The following is a 15,231-nucleotide window of genomic DNA, read 5'->3' on the forward strand; positions in this document are numbered from 1 at the left end:
TGGGAACGCCGCGACGACATCCACGAAGCCTTCCTCGGCCTCGCTACCTGCATCATCTGCTACCGCCACGTCCAACGATTCTGTTAGGACCTCTTACGCCGTGCTGGACGCGGTGGTCGACGGCTGCACACCCGTAGTGTCCGGCCTGCACAACGACATCGAAGAGATCGAGTCCGAGGTGTTCAGCCGCGACCCGAACGCCTCCCGGCGAATCTACGAGCTGTCCCGTGAGGTGATGGAGTTCCAACGCGCCACCCGCCCGCTGCTCACGATCCTCGACAGCCTCTCGGCCGGGTTCGCCAAGTACGGCATCGACGAGGAACTGCGGCGCCATCTGCGCGACGTGGCCGACCACGCCACCATCGTGGTCGAGCAGGCCGACAGCTTCCGCGGCATGCTCGCCGACGTCCTCGCCGTCAACACCACTCTGGTCACCCAGGCGCAGAACGAGGAGATGCGGCTTCTGGCCGAAGCCAGCAACGCACAGAACGAGCAGATCAAGAGGATTTCCTCGTGGGCGGCGATCCTGTTCGCTCCCACGCTGATCGGCACGATCTACGGGATGAACTTCCACCACATGCCCGAGCTGAGCTGGCTGTGGGGATACCCGTTCGCACTGCTGCTCATGGCGCTGGTGTGCACCGGCCTCTACCTGGTTTTCCGGCGCCGCGGCTGGCTTTGACACAGTCGCCGGGCAGCCGGAGCCGACCGTCCTGTGTGGATCAGTCAGCGAGCGGTTCTTGATGCGTGTTCTCCGCTGCCACAACAGATCCAGCGTCTGGCTCTCCGCCGCGGTGGTTCCAGACGTCGCGCAGGACGACCTGAATGACGCCGGTGACCGGGATGGCGAGCAGTGCGCCGAGTATTCCGGCGAGTTCGGTCGCCAGCAGCAAGGCGACGAGCACGGTCAGCGGGTTGAGCTTGACCGTCCTGGAGAAGATCACTGGTTGCAGGAGGTGGTTCTCCAGCTGCTGGTAGACGATGAAGAAGATGATCACGGTGATGGCCGCGGGCAGCGAGCGGATGAGGGCGGCGATGCCGGCGACCACCGCGCCGAGGGTGGCGCCCACCAGTGGGATCAGGTCGGCGATCGCGACGAAGACCGCGATCAGTTCGGCGAACGGCACTCCGAAGATCTTTAGCACGATGTAGGTGAGCACGCCGCAGATGACGCTGATGAGCAGGTTGCCGGAGATGTGGCCGGTGATGGTCTTCGTGCACTCGCGGCCTACGCGGTGAATGCGGTCCGCGCGGTGCGGCGGGAACAGTGCGAGGGTCCCGTCGATCACTTTGGGGCCTTGCAGCACCGCGAGGTAGGGCAGGACGAAGATGGAGATGGTCGCGACGATTCCGGTGACCGCGCTGCGCAGCAGGTTCAGCGCCGGCGTGCCGAGTCCGGTCGCGAACTGCCGGATGCGTTCCTCGTTGTCACGGGCGAACTCCAGCGCGTTGGTGCGCTCCAACAAAGTCCCGATGGGGCCTCTGCCGCCGCGTGCGTCCGCGATCATGTCCGGCAACCGGGTCGCCAGCTGCGTGCCCTGCTCGGCCAGCGGTATGGCGAAGTAGGGTGAGCACACCGCCGAAGACCAGGAAGACCACGAGGAACACGACCAGCGTCGCCAGCGAGCGGCGGCACCATCTGACGTGGTTCTGCAACCAGTTCACCGCCGGGTAGAGCGCGACGGTGAAGACGACCGCGATGAGCATCCACACGAGCACTCGTTGGACGTGCATGACGAACACCACGGCCACAACCGTGGCCAGGGTCAGCCCGATGGTCGCGAGGATGGTCCGCACGGGAACCGTGTATGCGCGCTGGTTCGGCAGCATGCCGACCACTCCCGTCCCGGTCGGCGGACAACCGTTCACGGGGAACGCCGAGAACGGCGCTGGTCCGGCTTCCGCGAAGTGCTCTCGGTACCGTCGAGCTACGCCCGTGGGCTGTGCGGCGCCCCTCTACGGGCGTCAGGCTTTGTCGACCCGCATCAGTTCGGCGACCTCCGGCGATCGCGCGATCACCTGCTGCGCGATGTCCGACAGCAGTTGGTGGCTGTTGCGGGCATGGGTGCGCATCAGGGAGAACGCGTCCGCGACATCGATCTGCAGGCGCTCGGTCAGGATGCCCTTGGCCTGTTCGATGACGATGCGGCTGTTGAGCGCGTTCTGCAGCTGTTCGGTGACCATCTCGCTGTGCCGGAGCGCGCGAACCTGGAGCATGCTGATCGTCGCCACGTTGGCGAAGGACTGCGCCAGCTCGACCGCATCCTCCGGGATGGCGCCGGGCGAGGTCCGGAACAGGTTCAGCGCGCCGATGATCTGCTCACGCAATCGCATCGGCACCGCGTGAACGGCGGAGAACCCCTGCTCACGTGCCGCGCCCGCGAACCGGGGCCAGCGCTGCGGCTCCTGCGCCAGGTCCACGCACTCCACCGGCTGCCCGGTGTGGAAGCAGTCCAGGCACGGGCCCTCCTCGTCCTGCAACTGGAACAGCTCCAGCATCCGGGCCTGCTCGGTGGACGCCGCCACCAGGTTCAGCGCACCGCGCTGGTCGGCCAGCAGGATTCCGACCGCGTCCACCTCGAGCAGTTCGACGCAGCGTTCGGTCAGGGTGTGCAGGAAGTCGATGGCGTCGAACCGCAACACGAGCGTGTCCGCAAGCTCGACGAAGGTCTGGGTGATCCGCCGGTCCAACATGTGACTCACCTCTGTTTCTCGAAATCGGTGTCCGGGGTGAATCTCAGTCTGCGCGCGACCACGTCGGCCGCTACCTCCGACAGACGCAGGCCGGTGAGGTACGCGTGCGCGCGCAGCCGCAGGAACGCCTCACCGAGATCGGTGTCCAGCTGCACCGACACCATGCCGGTGGCCTGGTGCACCACACCCCAGCGACGCTCCGGCTCAGTACCCCACAGATCACCGCCGTCCAGCGCCGCCGGCGCCGCGGACCGGCCGAGCAACAGCGCTGTCGCGGTGTCCGCGAACAGCAGCGCATCCGCGAGCTCATCCGGCGACAACGGGCCGTCGACATCCCGGCAGATCTCCAACGCGCCCAACGCGATCGCCCCCATCGTCAGGGGGATCACGAACACCGCCGCCACCCCCGCCGCGACGGCGGCCGGGGCGAACACGGGCCAGCGCTGCGCACTCCACCCGTTCGCCAGGTCGGGCACCAACACCGGCTGGTTCTGCCGCAGAGCCTCCGATACGGGCCCCTCACCCATCGTCACCTGCAGCTCGGCCATCTCCTCGCCCGCCGTCCCGATGACTTCGAGCGGTTGCACGGTACCGGCCAGGTAGACCCCGACGCCGGCCGCGTTCAGGCCTGCCCGGCAGGCAAGACAAACATGACGGACACCCGTGGGCTCCTGGTCCGCTCTGGCGATCTCATTGATCACCACGAGGATGTCGAGATGCCGATTCGTGCCCATGCTGGTCACTCCTCGCCATTGTGATCTCGTGCGAACGAAAGCCTAGCCCCCAGGTGGCCTGCCAAACGGGCGGACGCGCGCCGAGATCAGGTAGGTGGTTTGACGGATACCGGCGCTCGGAAGGAGGAACGCGTCCTGACCGCGGGTGCTATTCGTGCTCGGGCAGCCGGGGCACAGACCTCAGCGCGCGGTTGCTGCGTGGTTCAGTCCGGGTCTTGGCCTCGTCGACCTGACGGACGAGTTCGTCGCGTACCTCGTTGAGCGCCCCTGGCAGGTCGCGCTCCGACGACGTGGCGACGAGATGCAGGCGAGGAGTGCGGTTGATCCAGCATTCGAGGGTGACTCGCTGCTCGACGCCCTTGCGGTCCTTCACGCTGATTTCCAGGTCTATCTGGTCGTCGCGGAACGACCGCAGTCGCGAACCGAGGGCGGCGAGGCGTTCCACGACCCATCCTCGTTCTGACGCGAGGAAGCCGGTGGCGAGGTGCAGGCGCTGGGCGACAACAGCTGTGTCGTCCGGGGTTTTGTTCATGCGACTATCAGTCCTTTGTGGATGGTTGTGCTCGACGGACACGGTGGCGCGTGCAAGATTCGCGCCGGCCTGGCCTGGGCTGCTCCCTTTGTCACCGTCCGATGGAGCACATCACTCCCGCTCGGGGGCACGCCACGGGTTGGGAACGGGCGGCCGTTGAAGGAGCGAGCTCGGCAGTGGCCGACGGGGCCGTGTCGGAGGATTGTGACTGTACGGGCCTGATGGCGCACGTATCGGTCATGAACACCCCCTTTCAGGCAGGGGGCTTGCACACCTCACACTACGCCTCACGTGGGTGGATGGCGCGGTGGTGCCCATCGCGCCGCACTCGGCCCAGCGCTCCTGCGGTTCGCTCGGCAGGTCCGCGGACGGGTGAGGCGACGTGCGGGCCTTCCCGGAGGGAAGCCCGCACGTCCTTTCCGGATCTGACTACCCGGTGCAGTTGGGCACTGCCGGGGTGCTGCCGACGCAGTTGTTCGGCGTGTTGGCGCTGATCGGCGAGTCGGTCGTGGTCATGGTTCCGCCGTTGCGGTAGACGCCCCCCGCGGTCAGCAGCGCGAGGTTCCCGGACACGGCGGTCTGGGTCATGGTGGTCGCGGTGGATCTGACGGCCGCGATGCCGCCACCCTGTGAGCCGGTGTTGCCGATGATCGGCATCGGGCTGCCGGAGACGCCGGTGGTTGTCAGCGTGCCTCGGAGACCGTTGTAAATGCCGCCGCCGCGCAGCAGAGCCGTGTTGTTGAACACCGGGCTTCGGGTGAACGTTGTGGCCGGCGCTGTGCCGGAAGGGGTGTCAGCGTTGGCCAGTCCACCACCGTTGAGTGTCGCCGTGTTGCCGCTCAAGCTGCTGCGGGTGAAGGTCACCGCGCCGCGGTTGAGGATGCCGCCACCATGGCCTACGACGCTGCCGTTGGTGATCGCGACCGACGTGGTGAGGGTGAGGTTGCCGGTGGTGCTGACCTCGGCGATGCGGAAGAGCAGCAGTGAGGAGCGGGTGATCGTCGCAGGGCCGATCATCTCGATCCGAGTGGTGATCACCGGCAGTCCGTTGGCCAGGCCGCCATGGGGCGAGGTCAGACCGTAGGTGCAGCCGCTCGTCAGGACGAGGGTGTCCGTCGCGGTCGTGGAGTTGGCGAGGCTCACCGCGTCAACGAGAGCGTTCTCGCTGCACGCCACGGGGATGGTGATGGCCTGTGCCACCGGGGTGACGACGGTCAAACCCCCGATGACGACGATGGTTCCAATCAGGGCGTGGATGGTCGTGCGGAGCTTTCGCATGACTACTTCTATTCCTGGGGCAAATTGTTGTACGAAAAAACCTCGGCTCGCGTCTGACACGCTACCGAGGTCTTGAGCAACAACCCACAACCTACTCCTCCGAGATGTTCCTGTACATCTCGGTGACTTGAACGGTTCTGTCGTGAATTGCGGTCTCTTGAAAATCTCCTGCCGATTCCCCATGGCGTAAAATACGTGAACGGACCGCGTCGATCAGTACTTGTCGTTGTCGTGCGGGGCTCGTGGCTGGGCGGTCGGCGTCGGCGCGGACCGCAGTGGTGCTGACGGACCGGTGGTGGCGTAAGTGGCAATGCTCGCGGCTAGTTCCTGCGCGCCGGCGTGGGAGGCGTGCCGTTCCGCTTGCCGGCCGAGCGGACGGATGCGATCGCGGACTCGTGCCGAGGCCAGGGTCTCGGCGGACGCCAGCGCGCGGAATCCGATGTCGACGCCGATGTCGAGGTCTCGGTCGAGCAGGTGGTTGATCGACAGCAGGACGAGGCTGAACGCACGGCTGCGGGTCATGTCGTCGTCGTAGTCGTCGGTCGCTTCGATGAGCAACGGAATCGCGATTCGGGTGTGGCGAGGGCTCACTGTTCGGGCGAGATCTGTGTGCACGGCGCCGGCGACGGCTGACAGATCGGTCGTGGTGAAGAACCTGGCCCAGTCGGGCACCTGGGTGTGGTCGGCGGCCGCGAACTGGTCCCGGCCACGGTCGAGCTCGGCGAGCGCCTGGTCGCCGGCCCCGTGCTTGGCATGGGTCCACGCCGAGTTCACCGACAGAATGCTGGCCGCGATCTCGTTGCCCGGCCGCGTCGCCGCGAGCTGGCCGAGCCGGAAGTAGTCCAACGCCTCGTCAAGGCTCTCGTGGTGCAGGCACACGCGGCCGAGCCGATAGCAGATGTTGGCGATCAGCCCGTCGTGCCGGCCCCACCCGGCGAACACAAGTGCTCGGGTGAACTGCACGCGGGCGTTGCTGACCAGACCGGCGTCGAAGCACACCCAGCCGGCGAGGTTGTGCAGGTCGGCCAGCGCGACATGCAGCCGCCGCCGCACTTTCTCGGTGGCTGACGCGTCGAGCATCAGCAGCCCTTCCCGCATCCGGGTGCGGACCGCGTCGAGACAGGAGTCACCGCCTTGCCGGTAGTCCAGCGCGCGCAGAGCGTGCGTGTCCGCCTCCAGCCGAACGACGTCGGAGACGTCAATCGATCGCGGTGAACGTTCGTGAGCAGGGGAGGAATCCGGGATGGCCATGGCGGCACTCCTGACAGCGCGACTGAGAAGTGGGCGCCGCCGGGGGCCGGAGCGGATAACGCAGCCCTCTCGCCGATGACCGGGTCATCACCGGGCCTGGAGCTTGACCTGTGCCTTCGCCGAAGGGACTCGGCTGCTTTCGAAAATAACCGAGCTGCGTCGTGAATGCTGCCACCGAATGGTGTGGCTGCGGATGACGCCAAACGGGTGTGAGGGTCAGGAAGTGGTGGTCTTGAGGTTGCGGGCCAGTCGTTCCGGCCTCGGCCAGCGGACTTGGTGGCCCAGCCGAGCTTCTCGAAGACCCAGATCAGTCGCGCGGAGATGTCGATCTGGCCGCGGCGGACGCCGTGACGGGCGCAGGTGGGATCGGCGTGGTGGGAGTTGTGCCAGGACTCACCCATGGACAGGATCGCCAGGGGCCAGAAGTTCGCGGATTTGTCGCGCGCCTCGAACGGCCGGTCGCCGATCATGTGGCAGATCGAGTTGACCGACCAGGTGACGTGGTGCAGCACGGCGACGCGGACGAGACCGGCCCAGAAGAACGCGGTCAGCGCTCCCCACCAGCTCCAGGTGGCCAGCCCGCCGATCAGCGCGGGTGCGAGCAGTGTCACGGCGGTCAGTGCGGGGAACCAGCGGTTGACGCGCTGGATGTCCGGGTCGGCGAGCAGGTCGGGGGCGAAGCGTGCGGCATTGGTCAGTTCCCGGCGGAACATCCAGCCCAGGTGGGCGTGCCAGAACCCCTTGGCCAGCGCGGTGGCCGAGGTGCCGAACAACCAGGGGGAGTGCGGGTCCCCTTCGCGGTCAGCGTAGGCGTGGTGGCGGCGGTGGTCGGCGACCCAGCCGATGATCGGGCCCTGCATGGCCATGCTGCCGGTCACCGCGAGCCCGATCCGCAGTGCGCGGTTGGCTTTGAAAGCACCGTGCGTGAAGTAGCGGTGGAATCCGATCGTCACGCCGAGACACGTGAGGGTGTGGAAGAAACGGCGAGACCGACGTCGACCCAGCCCAGACCCCAGCCCCACGCCAGCGGAACCGCTGCCGCCAGTGCCAGCGCTGGTATGACGGCGAACAACTTGACCAGGAACATCTCGGCCGGGGACTTCTCTCCGGCCAGCATGGGCTGCGGCGCGGCGTCGGCTTGACGGACGTTCGATTCGACTTGCGCACTCACGCTCGTACCTCCGGGGACGGCATACGTTCTCCGTCGCCGGGGTCCAGGGCGATCGGTGTGGGATTTGGCAGGTGCCGGATGTCAGGCGACCCGCGTCAGGTCGTCACACCGCCTGGATACCCGTGGTGTGGCGGTGGCAAAACCGATGTGCTGAGGCCGATGCCCCTCGATCGGGGGATGGTCGAGGGGCACCGGGTTGGTGTCTCCGTCAGCGTGTGTCAGCTGGTAGGAGCACGATGTGAGGTCAGATGGCGCGGACGGCGGTGGCCTGCGGGCCCTTGGGGCCCTGGGTCACCTCGAACTCGACGCGCTGGTCGTCCTCGAGGCTGCGGTAGCCGTGACCGTCGATCTCCGAGTAGTGCACGAAGACGTCTGGCCCGTTATCGCGGGAGAGGAAGCCGAAGCCCTTCTCCGCGTTGAACCACTTCACGGTTCCCCGTGTCATTGTCCTTCTCCTTGTCAGGGGCTGGAGTGGGCACCGCGGAATGCGATTCCCAGGCCGGGCTTCAGACGGCGACTTCTCCAGCTTGTCCTGCAGGAAAAAGAAAGAAGCGCCCGCAACACCGTTTCCGCGAGCGTGATGAACCACGAACACAAAACTCTACGACCACCTCGTGCAACACCGCCGCGGGCAAATTAGTTCCCGTGGTGGCATCAGGTGTCGCACGTCACCGGCAGATGCAGCCTCGGGACAGCGCGGAGGCGGTGGTCGCGGTGCAGTAGCGAACACCGATCGGGTCGTGCTCGTGCCACGGGTGCGGGCACACGACACAGATGCCTGCGGTGCCTGAGTGCTCGGAGTGGTCGGCCAGTACGGCGGTTTGCAGCTCAGACACGGGCATGCGGGTACTCCGATGATCGGTGTTGGAAGAAGAGGATGCGGGTGTTCAGGATGGTTCCTTCGCGGACCTCGATGGCACGCCGGATGATCTCGCTGGAGTCCCAGGCGCCGGTGAGCACCGGACGCAGGTGCGGGAGCAGCGCTTCGCTGATCCCCCAGGTCGCCGAGCTCCACAGGACAGGACGGGCTGTGGTCCACGCCGTGGTAAGGCACGTGGTCGCCCACCAGGAAGTCCTGCTCCGTGAACGAGGTGGGCGTGCCCATCCGAAGCCATGCCCGCGTCGCAGGAGACGCCGACGACCAGGGCGCCAGTGGCCGAAGTGGACAGATCGTCGTTTTGCGAGGAGGTCCGCGTGGATCCTGGCCAGGTGTAACGGATGCGGGGAAAGCCGGGTCCGTTCTCCTTGCGGGACTGCGCGATCACTCCGAGGCTGAGCTGTTCCACGTGTCTCCTGTCCGTGGTGGCGGACCCGCGCGGCTCACGAAGACAGGTCGACGCTGCGCCGAACGGGCCGCTGTGCGGCAGAGAGTCAGTCGCCACTGAGGTTGGGTGGCTGCAGCGCCGTGGGTGCCGCCCGATCGAGGTCAGCCGCACGGAGGCGGAACACCTGCAGCTCGACGCCGAAGTACTTGGTGGTCTCGCCGACCCAGTGCATGCCGTTGTTGCGGACGGTGGCCGCGGCGCGGGCGTTGCCGGGGCGGACGACGGCGAAGATCTCCTGGACGTTCTGGCTGAACGCCCAGCTGGCCAGCGCGTGGGTGGTCTCGGTGGCGTAGCCGTTGCCCCAGGCGTCGGGGCACAGCTGCCAGCCGATCTCCAGATCCTCGTCGCCTGGCGGCAGCGGAAGCAGGACGGCGCCGCCGATCACACGATCGTCCGTGTTGCGCTGGATGGCCCATCGGCCGGCCGGAGCGGGCAACCGGGCGCCTTCAGCACTCCACTGCTGCAGCAACAGCCGCATGGCCGCGAGGTCGGGCACCCGGTCCATGTCGGGACTGAGCCAGCGTGTCACCTCGGCGTGGCCGTAGACGTCCAGCGCGGCCTGCGCGTCGTCGACCAGCCAGGGCCGCAAGGTCAGGCGCTCTGTGGTCAGCGGGTGGGTCGTCCATGTCGACGTGCTCATATCGGTACTCCGTCCCCCGGTTGCGCGAGCTGGCCGGGTGATGTTCGAGCAAATGGTCCGATATGGATCGCCAGGCCATTTCGGGAAGGATCGAGGAGGCCGTTGAAAAGCGGCACTTTTTCCTCCATGCTACACGCACCACTGGCACAAGTGGTCGAGCCCTGTGTGATCAGAAAATCCGGTCTACGTCATCCTGAGAGTCAGCTGTGAGTATCTGACCTGCAGGTTTGGGTCACTGAAGGCGTTTTCCGTACTTCGATCTGACATGCGGGTGGGTGATCCAGAATTTGGCGACATTTCGGTCGATCATGACTGAATCGGTGTAGAGTGAAGTTGCCGAGAACAGCGCGTATATGGGCAATCGAGTTCATGCCGTGCTCGGCGAAACTAGACCGGCTGTTTTTCCGGCCGGGGACGGGAGTCCTGACATGACGTCAGCACCCCACCTTTCCGAAGCCTCACCTGCCACTGCGATCCCCGAGCAGTCTCAGCTCTCGCAACGACTGCGGCTGCGGCCGAAGGCGCCCACGACGGGACACGTCGACGGGGCCTGGTGGCCACGTTCCCGCGACCTCGCCGCCGAGCTGCCCTCGTTGCTCGCAGCGCTGGGAGCTCGCCTGGGCGACATCCTGCGGGTGAGCTACAACATGACCGAGTGGAACTCCGCGCCGCGCCGCATCATCGGCGACGGCCGCCAGATCCGGCTCGACGGGTTCATCTCCAGGCCCCCGCACACCGTGGACGTGCTCGCGGCGGACAAGCACCGGCTCACGCTGCTCGTCGTGCCGTCGAACACCGACCCGGCCGCCGCGCAGCAGACCATGATGATCACCGCCGATCGCGGCAACACCCAGACCGCCGACGACCTGCTCGCTGCGGGCGTCAGCATGACCGCGTCGACGCAACGCACGGCCGACCTGTCCCGGATCGCTCTCGCGGGCTGGGAAGCAGACGGCGGCCGAATCCCGGAGCAGAACAGGAAGCACACCCCATGACGACATCGACCTACCTGTCCTTGTACGAGCGCAGAGCCAAGCTGGTCCAAGAAGTCCTGGCTGCGCACACCGAACTCAGCGCGAAAGACGCACAGGGTCTTGCCGTGCACGTGCTGGGCGCGTTGGACCACATCCCGGAGCACGTCCGCTGATCGCCGACCGGCGCGTTCCAACAGCCCGGGCGCCCCGGGAGGACTCAGCGCCGGTGGTCACCGGTCCCACGTTCCAGCCGACCCGGAAGGTCCTTTGTGCTTCGCACGTACGGTTTCCTGAGTACGTATCCACCCACGCAATGCGGACTCGCCACGTTCACCGCTTCTCTGCTGAGCCATCTGACCGCGGTGACGCCGGACAGCAAGGGCAAGGTGGTCCGTGTTCTCGCGGAGCCGGATCACGAACCCGCCGCCGTAGCGGGAACATCAGTGGTGCACGAGATGATCCCCGGCGCGGTCGAGGCCGCGGCCGACGTGCTCAACCGCTGCGACATGGTGGTGGTGCAGCACGAGTACGGGATCTACGCCGGCCGTGATGGTGCGGACGTGCTCGGTGTGCTCGCCCGGCTGCGGGTCCCGGTGATCATCGTGCTGCACACGGTGCTCACCACGCCCACCCCTGGCCAGCGGCAGGTGCTCGAGGAGGTAGTCGGCTACGCCGACGCCGTGGTGACCATGTCCGAAGCCGCGCGGCGCCGGCTCGTGGACGGCTACGCCGTCGGACGGCCCGATGAGGTCGTCGTGATTCCGCACGGCGCGCTCCCCGTCGAGCCACCCGCCCGCGATCCGTCCGCAGACAGGCCGATGATCCTCACCTGGGGCTTGCTAGGGCGTGGCAAGGGCATCGAGTGGGGCATCTCCGCACTGGGTGCGTTGCGCGATCTGAAGCCGCGTTACCTGGTGGCCGGCCAGACCCATCCCAAGGTGCTGGCGCACGAGGGTGAGGCCTACCGCAGGAACCTGCGCAACCGCGCCGCCGCGTTCGGCGTCGCGGACCTGGTCGAGTTCGATTCGACCTACCTCGAAGTGGACGCACTGGCGGAGCTGGTCGGCCAGGCCGACGTCATCCTCCTGCCCTACGACTCGTCCGAGCAGGTCACGTCCGGTGTGCTCGTCGAAGCCCTGGCCGCTCGCAAACCGGTGGTCGCGACCGAGTTCCCTCACGCCGCCGAGCTGCTGGCGAACGGGGCCGGGCTGCTGGTGCCCCACCGCGACCCTGCCGCCATCACCGCGGCGTTGCGGCGGGTGCTGACCGAACCGGGACTCGCGGCCGGGATGAGCGACCGCTCGGCGAGCCTCGCCCCGGCACTGAACTGGCCGGCGGTCGCGAGCCGGTATCGAGACCTGGCGGAGCACCTGCTCGCCGCCCGAGTCGCCGTGACGACGTGACCGGCCCGAGTTTCACCCACCTGGCCCGGCTCAGCGACGACACGGGCCTGTACGAGCACGCCGACGGGCCGTTGCCTCGCCGGGAGCACGGCTACTGCCTGGACGACGTCGCCCGAGGCTTGGTCGTCCTGAGCCGCGAACCGGAGCTGTCCGCCGATCTGGTCATCCTGCTGGAGCGCTATCTCGCCTTCACCGCCCACGCGCAGGCCGACGACGGGCGGTTCCACAACCGGCTCGTACCCGACCGCGGCTGGCGGGACGAGCCGGGGCTGGGTGACTGGTGGGGACGCGCGTTGTGGGGACTGGGCACCGCGGCTGCCCGCTGCCCGGTGCCCTGGATGCGCACGGCTGCTCTGGACCGCTTCGAGGCAAGCGCCCACCACAGGCCTCCGTCGGTGCGGTCGATGGCCTTCGCCGCGCTCGGCGCCGCCGAGGTGCTCAGCGCCGACTCCGAGCACGCCCTAGCGGCCAAGCTGCTCGGTGACATCGCCTCGTACGTCGGCGAACCCGGCGACGTACCGACCTGGCCGTGGCCGGAGACACGACTCTTCTACGCCAACGCGGTGCTGCCCGAGGCGCTGATCGCCGCAGGTCATCTCCTCTCGGAACGCAAGATCCGCGACGACGGGCTGCGGCTGCTGGACTGGCTGCTGACCGTCGAGTCCGCCGAGATCCATCTCTCGCCGACCCCGGCCGGCGGCTGGCACCTCGGCGAGCCTCGCCCGGCGTTCGACCAGCAACCCATCGAGGTGGCGGCGCTGGCCGACGCCTGCGCCCGCGCCTACCAGGTCACCGGCGACCTGATGTGGCTCACCGGTGTCCGCCGCGCGGTCGCGTGGTTCGACGGCGACAACGACCTCGGCGTGCCCATGCACGACAAGGAGACCTGCGGCGGCTACGACGGACTCACGCACGGAGGACCCAACCGCAACCAGGGCGCCGAGTCGACCCTGGCGCTGATCTCCACCCTGCAACACGGCCGCACTCTGCTGGGGAGCACCGGATGAACGCCCGTGTCACTCGCGCCTCGCTGCGGCTGCGGCCGGATCTGCGCCGGGTCATCACCAAACTGTTCGTGCCGGGAGAGGAACGGCCCGAACACGAGTCGCGGTCCGCGGCCGTGATCCGGCGAGTGATGGCGCTGGACGAGGAAACCGCGTGCGCCACGCTCGACCGCACCATCGGCCTGTTCGCGGGACGCCACAGGGACGTCCGCGTGACTTTCGCCGACCACTTCGCGAGCGTCAGCCACCGCTTCCCCGAGGGCGTCGAGCTGTCCGAGTCCCGCCGGCTGCTCATCGGCGCGTACTTCACGCATGAGTACGCTATCGAAGGCGCCGCGCTGTGCAACCCGTCCATGGTCGCGCACCCCGATCAGAGCGGGCTGGCACCGGGACATCTGCGGTTCGTGTTGAGTGTCCGCGGCATCGGTGAGGGCCATCTGTCGTCGATCGGTTTCCGGACCGGGGTGGTCGGTCCTGACGGTGTGCTCACCGTCGACGCGCCCCCGAACGTCATCACCACCGGCCTCCATCGGGAGGCGGTGTACGAGAAGAGCCTCTTCCTGGGCAAACTCGCCGAGCTCGGCCACGACGACGAGGTCTCCGCCGTGCTGAACCGGTGGCTGCCCGAGCGGTTCACCGACGCCGACCTGAATCTCGTGCTGGCCGATCTGCACCCGAGTCTGGTCGCCCGCCAGGAGGCACACCGGACCGTGGAGCTGATCCGGTGGATCGCCGCGTGCAACTACACCTCGGAGTTTCCCGACGACACCGTCATCAGCGGCCGGGTGCTCTGGCCGACCGGCCCGTCCGAACGCCAGGGCATGGAAGACGCCAGGTTCGTGCGCTTCACCGACGATGATGGCGACCAGACCTACTACGCCACCTACACCGCCTACGACGGTGTGGACGTCGCACCACAGTTGTTGCAGTCCAAGGATTTCCGCACCTTCCACGTCACACAGACGACGGGGTCGGCCGCTCGCAACAAGGGCATGGCCCTGTTCCCCAGGAAGATCGGCGGCCGGTACGCGGCGTTGTCGCGCGGCGACGGGGAGAGCACGGCCGTGGCGACCTCCGACGACATCAGGACCTGGAACGAGCCACGACCGGTGGAGGTGCCCGCCAGGGACTGGGACCTCGTCCAGGTCGGCAACTGCGGTTCGCCCATCGAGACTTCCGAGGGCTGGCTCGTGCTGACCCACGGAGTCGGCCCGATGCGCGTCTACTCGATGGGCGCGATCCTGCTCGACCTCGACCACCCCGAACGGGTGCTGGCGACCCTGCCTCAACCGCTGCTGCTGCCCACCGCCGCCGAACGCGACGGCTACGTACCCAACGTCGTCTACTCCTGCGGTCCCCTGTTGCACGACGACACGCTGGTGATCCCCTACGGTGCCAGCGACGCCTCCATCGGGCTGGCGACCACGTCACTACGTGGCCTGCTGGCCGCCCTGACCGGGGAAAGCGAGCCTCAGCACGCGTTTCCACACGCTGGCGGTCTGTTGTAGCAACGGGCCAGTGGTGTAGGGCAGGCCGAATCGTTCGCAGAGCGCACGTACGCGCGGCGCGATCTCGGCGTACCGGTTGCTCGGCAGGTCCGGGAACCGGTGATGCTCGATCTGGTGGCTGAGGTTTCCGGTCATGAGGTGGAACAGCGTGCCGCCGTCGATGTTCGCCGAACCGGCCAGTTGACGCAGGTACCACTCACCGCGGGTCTCGCCGTCGAGTTGGTCCTCGGTGAAGACCACCGTGCCGTCAGGAAAGTGGCCGCAGAAGATGATCGTGTGCGTCCACACGTTGCGGATCGTGTTCGCGGTCAGGTTCGCGAGCAACGTCGGCAGGAACGACGGGCCTGACAGCAGTGGGAACGCGACGTAGTCCTTGATCACCTGACGGCCGGCCTTGCCGAGGACACCGCGCAGCTGCGTCAGCGCCTCGCGCAAGCTCTTCTCGCCACGCCAGGCACGTTCCAGCTCGACGTCGTAGATCGTGATGCCCCACTCGAAGAACATCGCGAGCGCCATGTTGTAGAACGGCTGCGCCAGGTAGATCGGGTGCCACGGTTGTTCCGGGTGGATGCGCAGCGCGCTGTAGCCGATGTTGAGGTTCACCCCGAACGGTGGACAGGGGCTTAGAGGTCCTAACAGAATCGTTGGACGTGGCGGTAGCAGATGATGCAGGTAGCGAGGCCGAGGAAGGCTTCGTGGATGTCGTCGCGGCGTTCC

The 15,231-nt window shown here is 67.2% G+C and carries 17 protein-coding genes and 1 pseudogene; 6 read left to right on the plus strand and 12 right to left on the minus strand.

Going from position 1 to position 15,231, the window contains the following annotated elements; translation table 11 throughout:
- Window positions 1-682 (plus strand): magnesium and cobalt transport protein CorA (locus tag ACZ7CD_RS39990; protein WP_470381036.1); only part of this gene is annotated, 682 nt, incomplete at its 5' end.
- Between the two features lie 40 nt (window positions 683-722).
- Here ACZ7CD_RS39990 and ACZ7CD_RS39995 read toward each other — a convergent pair.
- The 11 genes and pseudogenes from ACZ7CD_RS39995 to ACZ7CD_RS40045 form a co-directional block, all read right to left on the minus strand.
- A complete protein-coding gene (locus ACZ7CD_RS39995) occupies window positions 723-1,508 on the minus strand; it encodes an AI-2E family transporter (RefSeq protein WP_470381045.1) in 786 nt (261 codons plus the stop codon).
- Window positions 1,429-1,830 carry a hypothetical protein gene (locus tag ACZ7CD_RS40000; protein ID WP_470381037.1) on the minus strand — a complete coding sequence of 134 codons (402 nt, stop codon included), beginning with the start codon at window positions 1,828-1,830 and terminating at the stop codon, window positions 1,429-1,431. The genes ACZ7CD_RS39995 and ACZ7CD_RS40000 overlap by 80 nt, the downstream gene beginning before the upstream one ends.
- A 135-nt stretch (window positions 1,831-1,965) precedes the next feature.
- Window positions 1,966-2,694 (minus strand): GAF and ANTAR domain-containing protein, encoded by a 729-nt coding sequence (locus tag ACZ7CD_RS40005; protein ID WP_470381038.1) that lies wholly within the window; start codon window positions 2,692-2,694, stop codon window positions 1,966-1,968.
- A 5-nt stretch (window positions 2,695-2,699) separates the two neighbouring features.
- Window positions 2,700-3,428: a GAF and ANTAR domain-containing protein gene (locus tag ACZ7CD_RS40010; RefSeq protein ID WP_470381046.1), complete on the minus strand. Its 729-nt coding sequence runs from the start codon at window positions 3,426-3,428 to the stop codon at window positions 2,700-2,702.
- Between the two features lie 148 nt (window positions 3,429-3,576).
- Window positions 3,577-3,960: an HPF/RaiA family ribosome-associated protein gene (locus ACZ7CD_RS40015; protein ID WP_360388145.1), complete on the minus strand. Its 384-nt coding sequence runs from the start codon at window positions 3,958-3,960 to the stop codon at window positions 3,577-3,579.
- A 429-nt stretch (window positions 3,961-4,389) separates the two neighbouring features.
- The gene (locus ACZ7CD_RS40020) at window positions 4,390-5,328 is read right to left on the minus strand and encodes a hypothetical protein (protein ID WP_470381039.1); all 939 of its coding nucleotides are present in this window, start codon (window positions 5,326-5,328) and stop codon (window positions 4,390-4,392) included.
- A 123-nt stretch (window positions 5,329-5,451) separates the two neighbouring features.
- Window positions 5,452-6,489, minus strand: a complete 1,038-nt coding sequence (locus ACZ7CD_RS40025) for a transcriptional regulator (RefSeq protein ID WP_458433055.1) — start codon at window positions 6,487-6,489, stop codon at window positions 5,452-5,454.
- A gap of 216 nt (window positions 6,490-6,705) precedes the next feature.
- A pseudogene (locus tag ACZ7CD_RS40030) lies at window positions 6,706-7,606 on the minus strand (acyl-CoA desaturase).
- Between the two features lie 298 nt (window positions 7,607-7,904).
- Entirely contained in the window at window positions 7,905-8,105 is a 201-nt protein-coding gene (locus ACZ7CD_RS40035; RefSeq protein WP_470381040.1) for a cold-shock protein, read from the minus strand.
- Between the two features lie 223 nt (window positions 8,106-8,328).
- A complete protein-coding gene (locus ACZ7CD_RS40040) occupies window positions 8,329-8,502 on the minus strand; it encodes an RGCVC family protein (protein ID WP_458433053.1) in 174 nt (57 codons plus the stop codon).
- A gap of 529 nt (window positions 8,503-9,031) precedes the next feature.
- A complete protein-coding gene (locus ACZ7CD_RS40045) occupies window positions 9,032-9,625 on the minus strand; it encodes a GNAT family N-acetyltransferase (RefSeq protein ID WP_470368389.1) in 594 nt (197 codons plus the stop codon).
- Between the two features lie 428 nt (window positions 9,626-10,053).
- Here ACZ7CD_RS40045 and ACZ7CD_RS40050 point away from each other — a divergent pair, with 428 nt between their 5' ends.
- From ACZ7CD_RS40050 to ACZ7CD_RS40070, 5 genes are all read left to right on the plus strand, one after another.
- On the plus strand, window positions 10,054-10,620 hold the full coding sequence (locus ACZ7CD_RS40050) for a DUF5994 family protein (RefSeq protein WP_470381041.1): 567 nt from the start codon (window positions 10,054-10,056) through the stop codon (window positions 10,618-10,620).
- Complete coding sequence (locus ACZ7CD_RS40055) at window positions 10,617-10,772, plus strand: DUF6307 family protein (protein WP_470381042.1); 156 nt, start codon at window positions 10,617-10,619, stop codon at window positions 10,770-10,772. Before ACZ7CD_RS40050 ends, ACZ7CD_RS40055 begins: the two co-directional genes overlap by 4 nt.
- Before the next feature lie 282 nt (window positions 10,773-11,054).
- Complete coding sequence (locus ACZ7CD_RS40060) at window positions 11,055-12,002, plus strand: glycosyltransferase (protein ID WP_360388166.1); 948 nt, start codon at window positions 11,055-11,057, stop codon at window positions 12,000-12,002.
- Complete coding sequence (locus ACZ7CD_RS40065) at window positions 11,999-13,009, plus strand: hypothetical protein (protein WP_470368388.1); 1,011 nt, start codon at window positions 11,999-12,001, stop codon at window positions 13,007-13,009. Before ACZ7CD_RS40060 ends, ACZ7CD_RS40065 begins: the two co-directional genes overlap by 4 nt.
- Entirely contained in the window at window positions 13,006-14,514 is a 1,509-nt protein-coding gene (locus tag ACZ7CD_RS40070) for a glycoside hydrolase family 130 protein (RefSeq protein WP_470381043.1), read from the plus strand. The genes ACZ7CD_RS40065 and ACZ7CD_RS40070 overlap by 4 nt, the downstream gene beginning before the upstream one ends.
- On the opposite strand, the gene ACZ7CD_RS40075 is transcribed toward ACZ7CD_RS40070, so the two are convergent.
- Complete coding sequence (locus ACZ7CD_RS40075) at window positions 14,437-15,117, minus strand: fatty acid desaturase family protein (RefSeq protein ID WP_470381044.1); 681 nt, start codon at window positions 15,115-15,117, stop codon at window positions 14,437-14,439. The two genes, ACZ7CD_RS40070 and ACZ7CD_RS40075, sit on opposite strands and share 78 nt — an antisense overlap.
- Window positions 15,118-15,231: the final 114 nt, after the last annotated feature.

The sequence above is a fragment of the Lentzea sp. NPDC036949 genome (assembly GCF_055608075.1).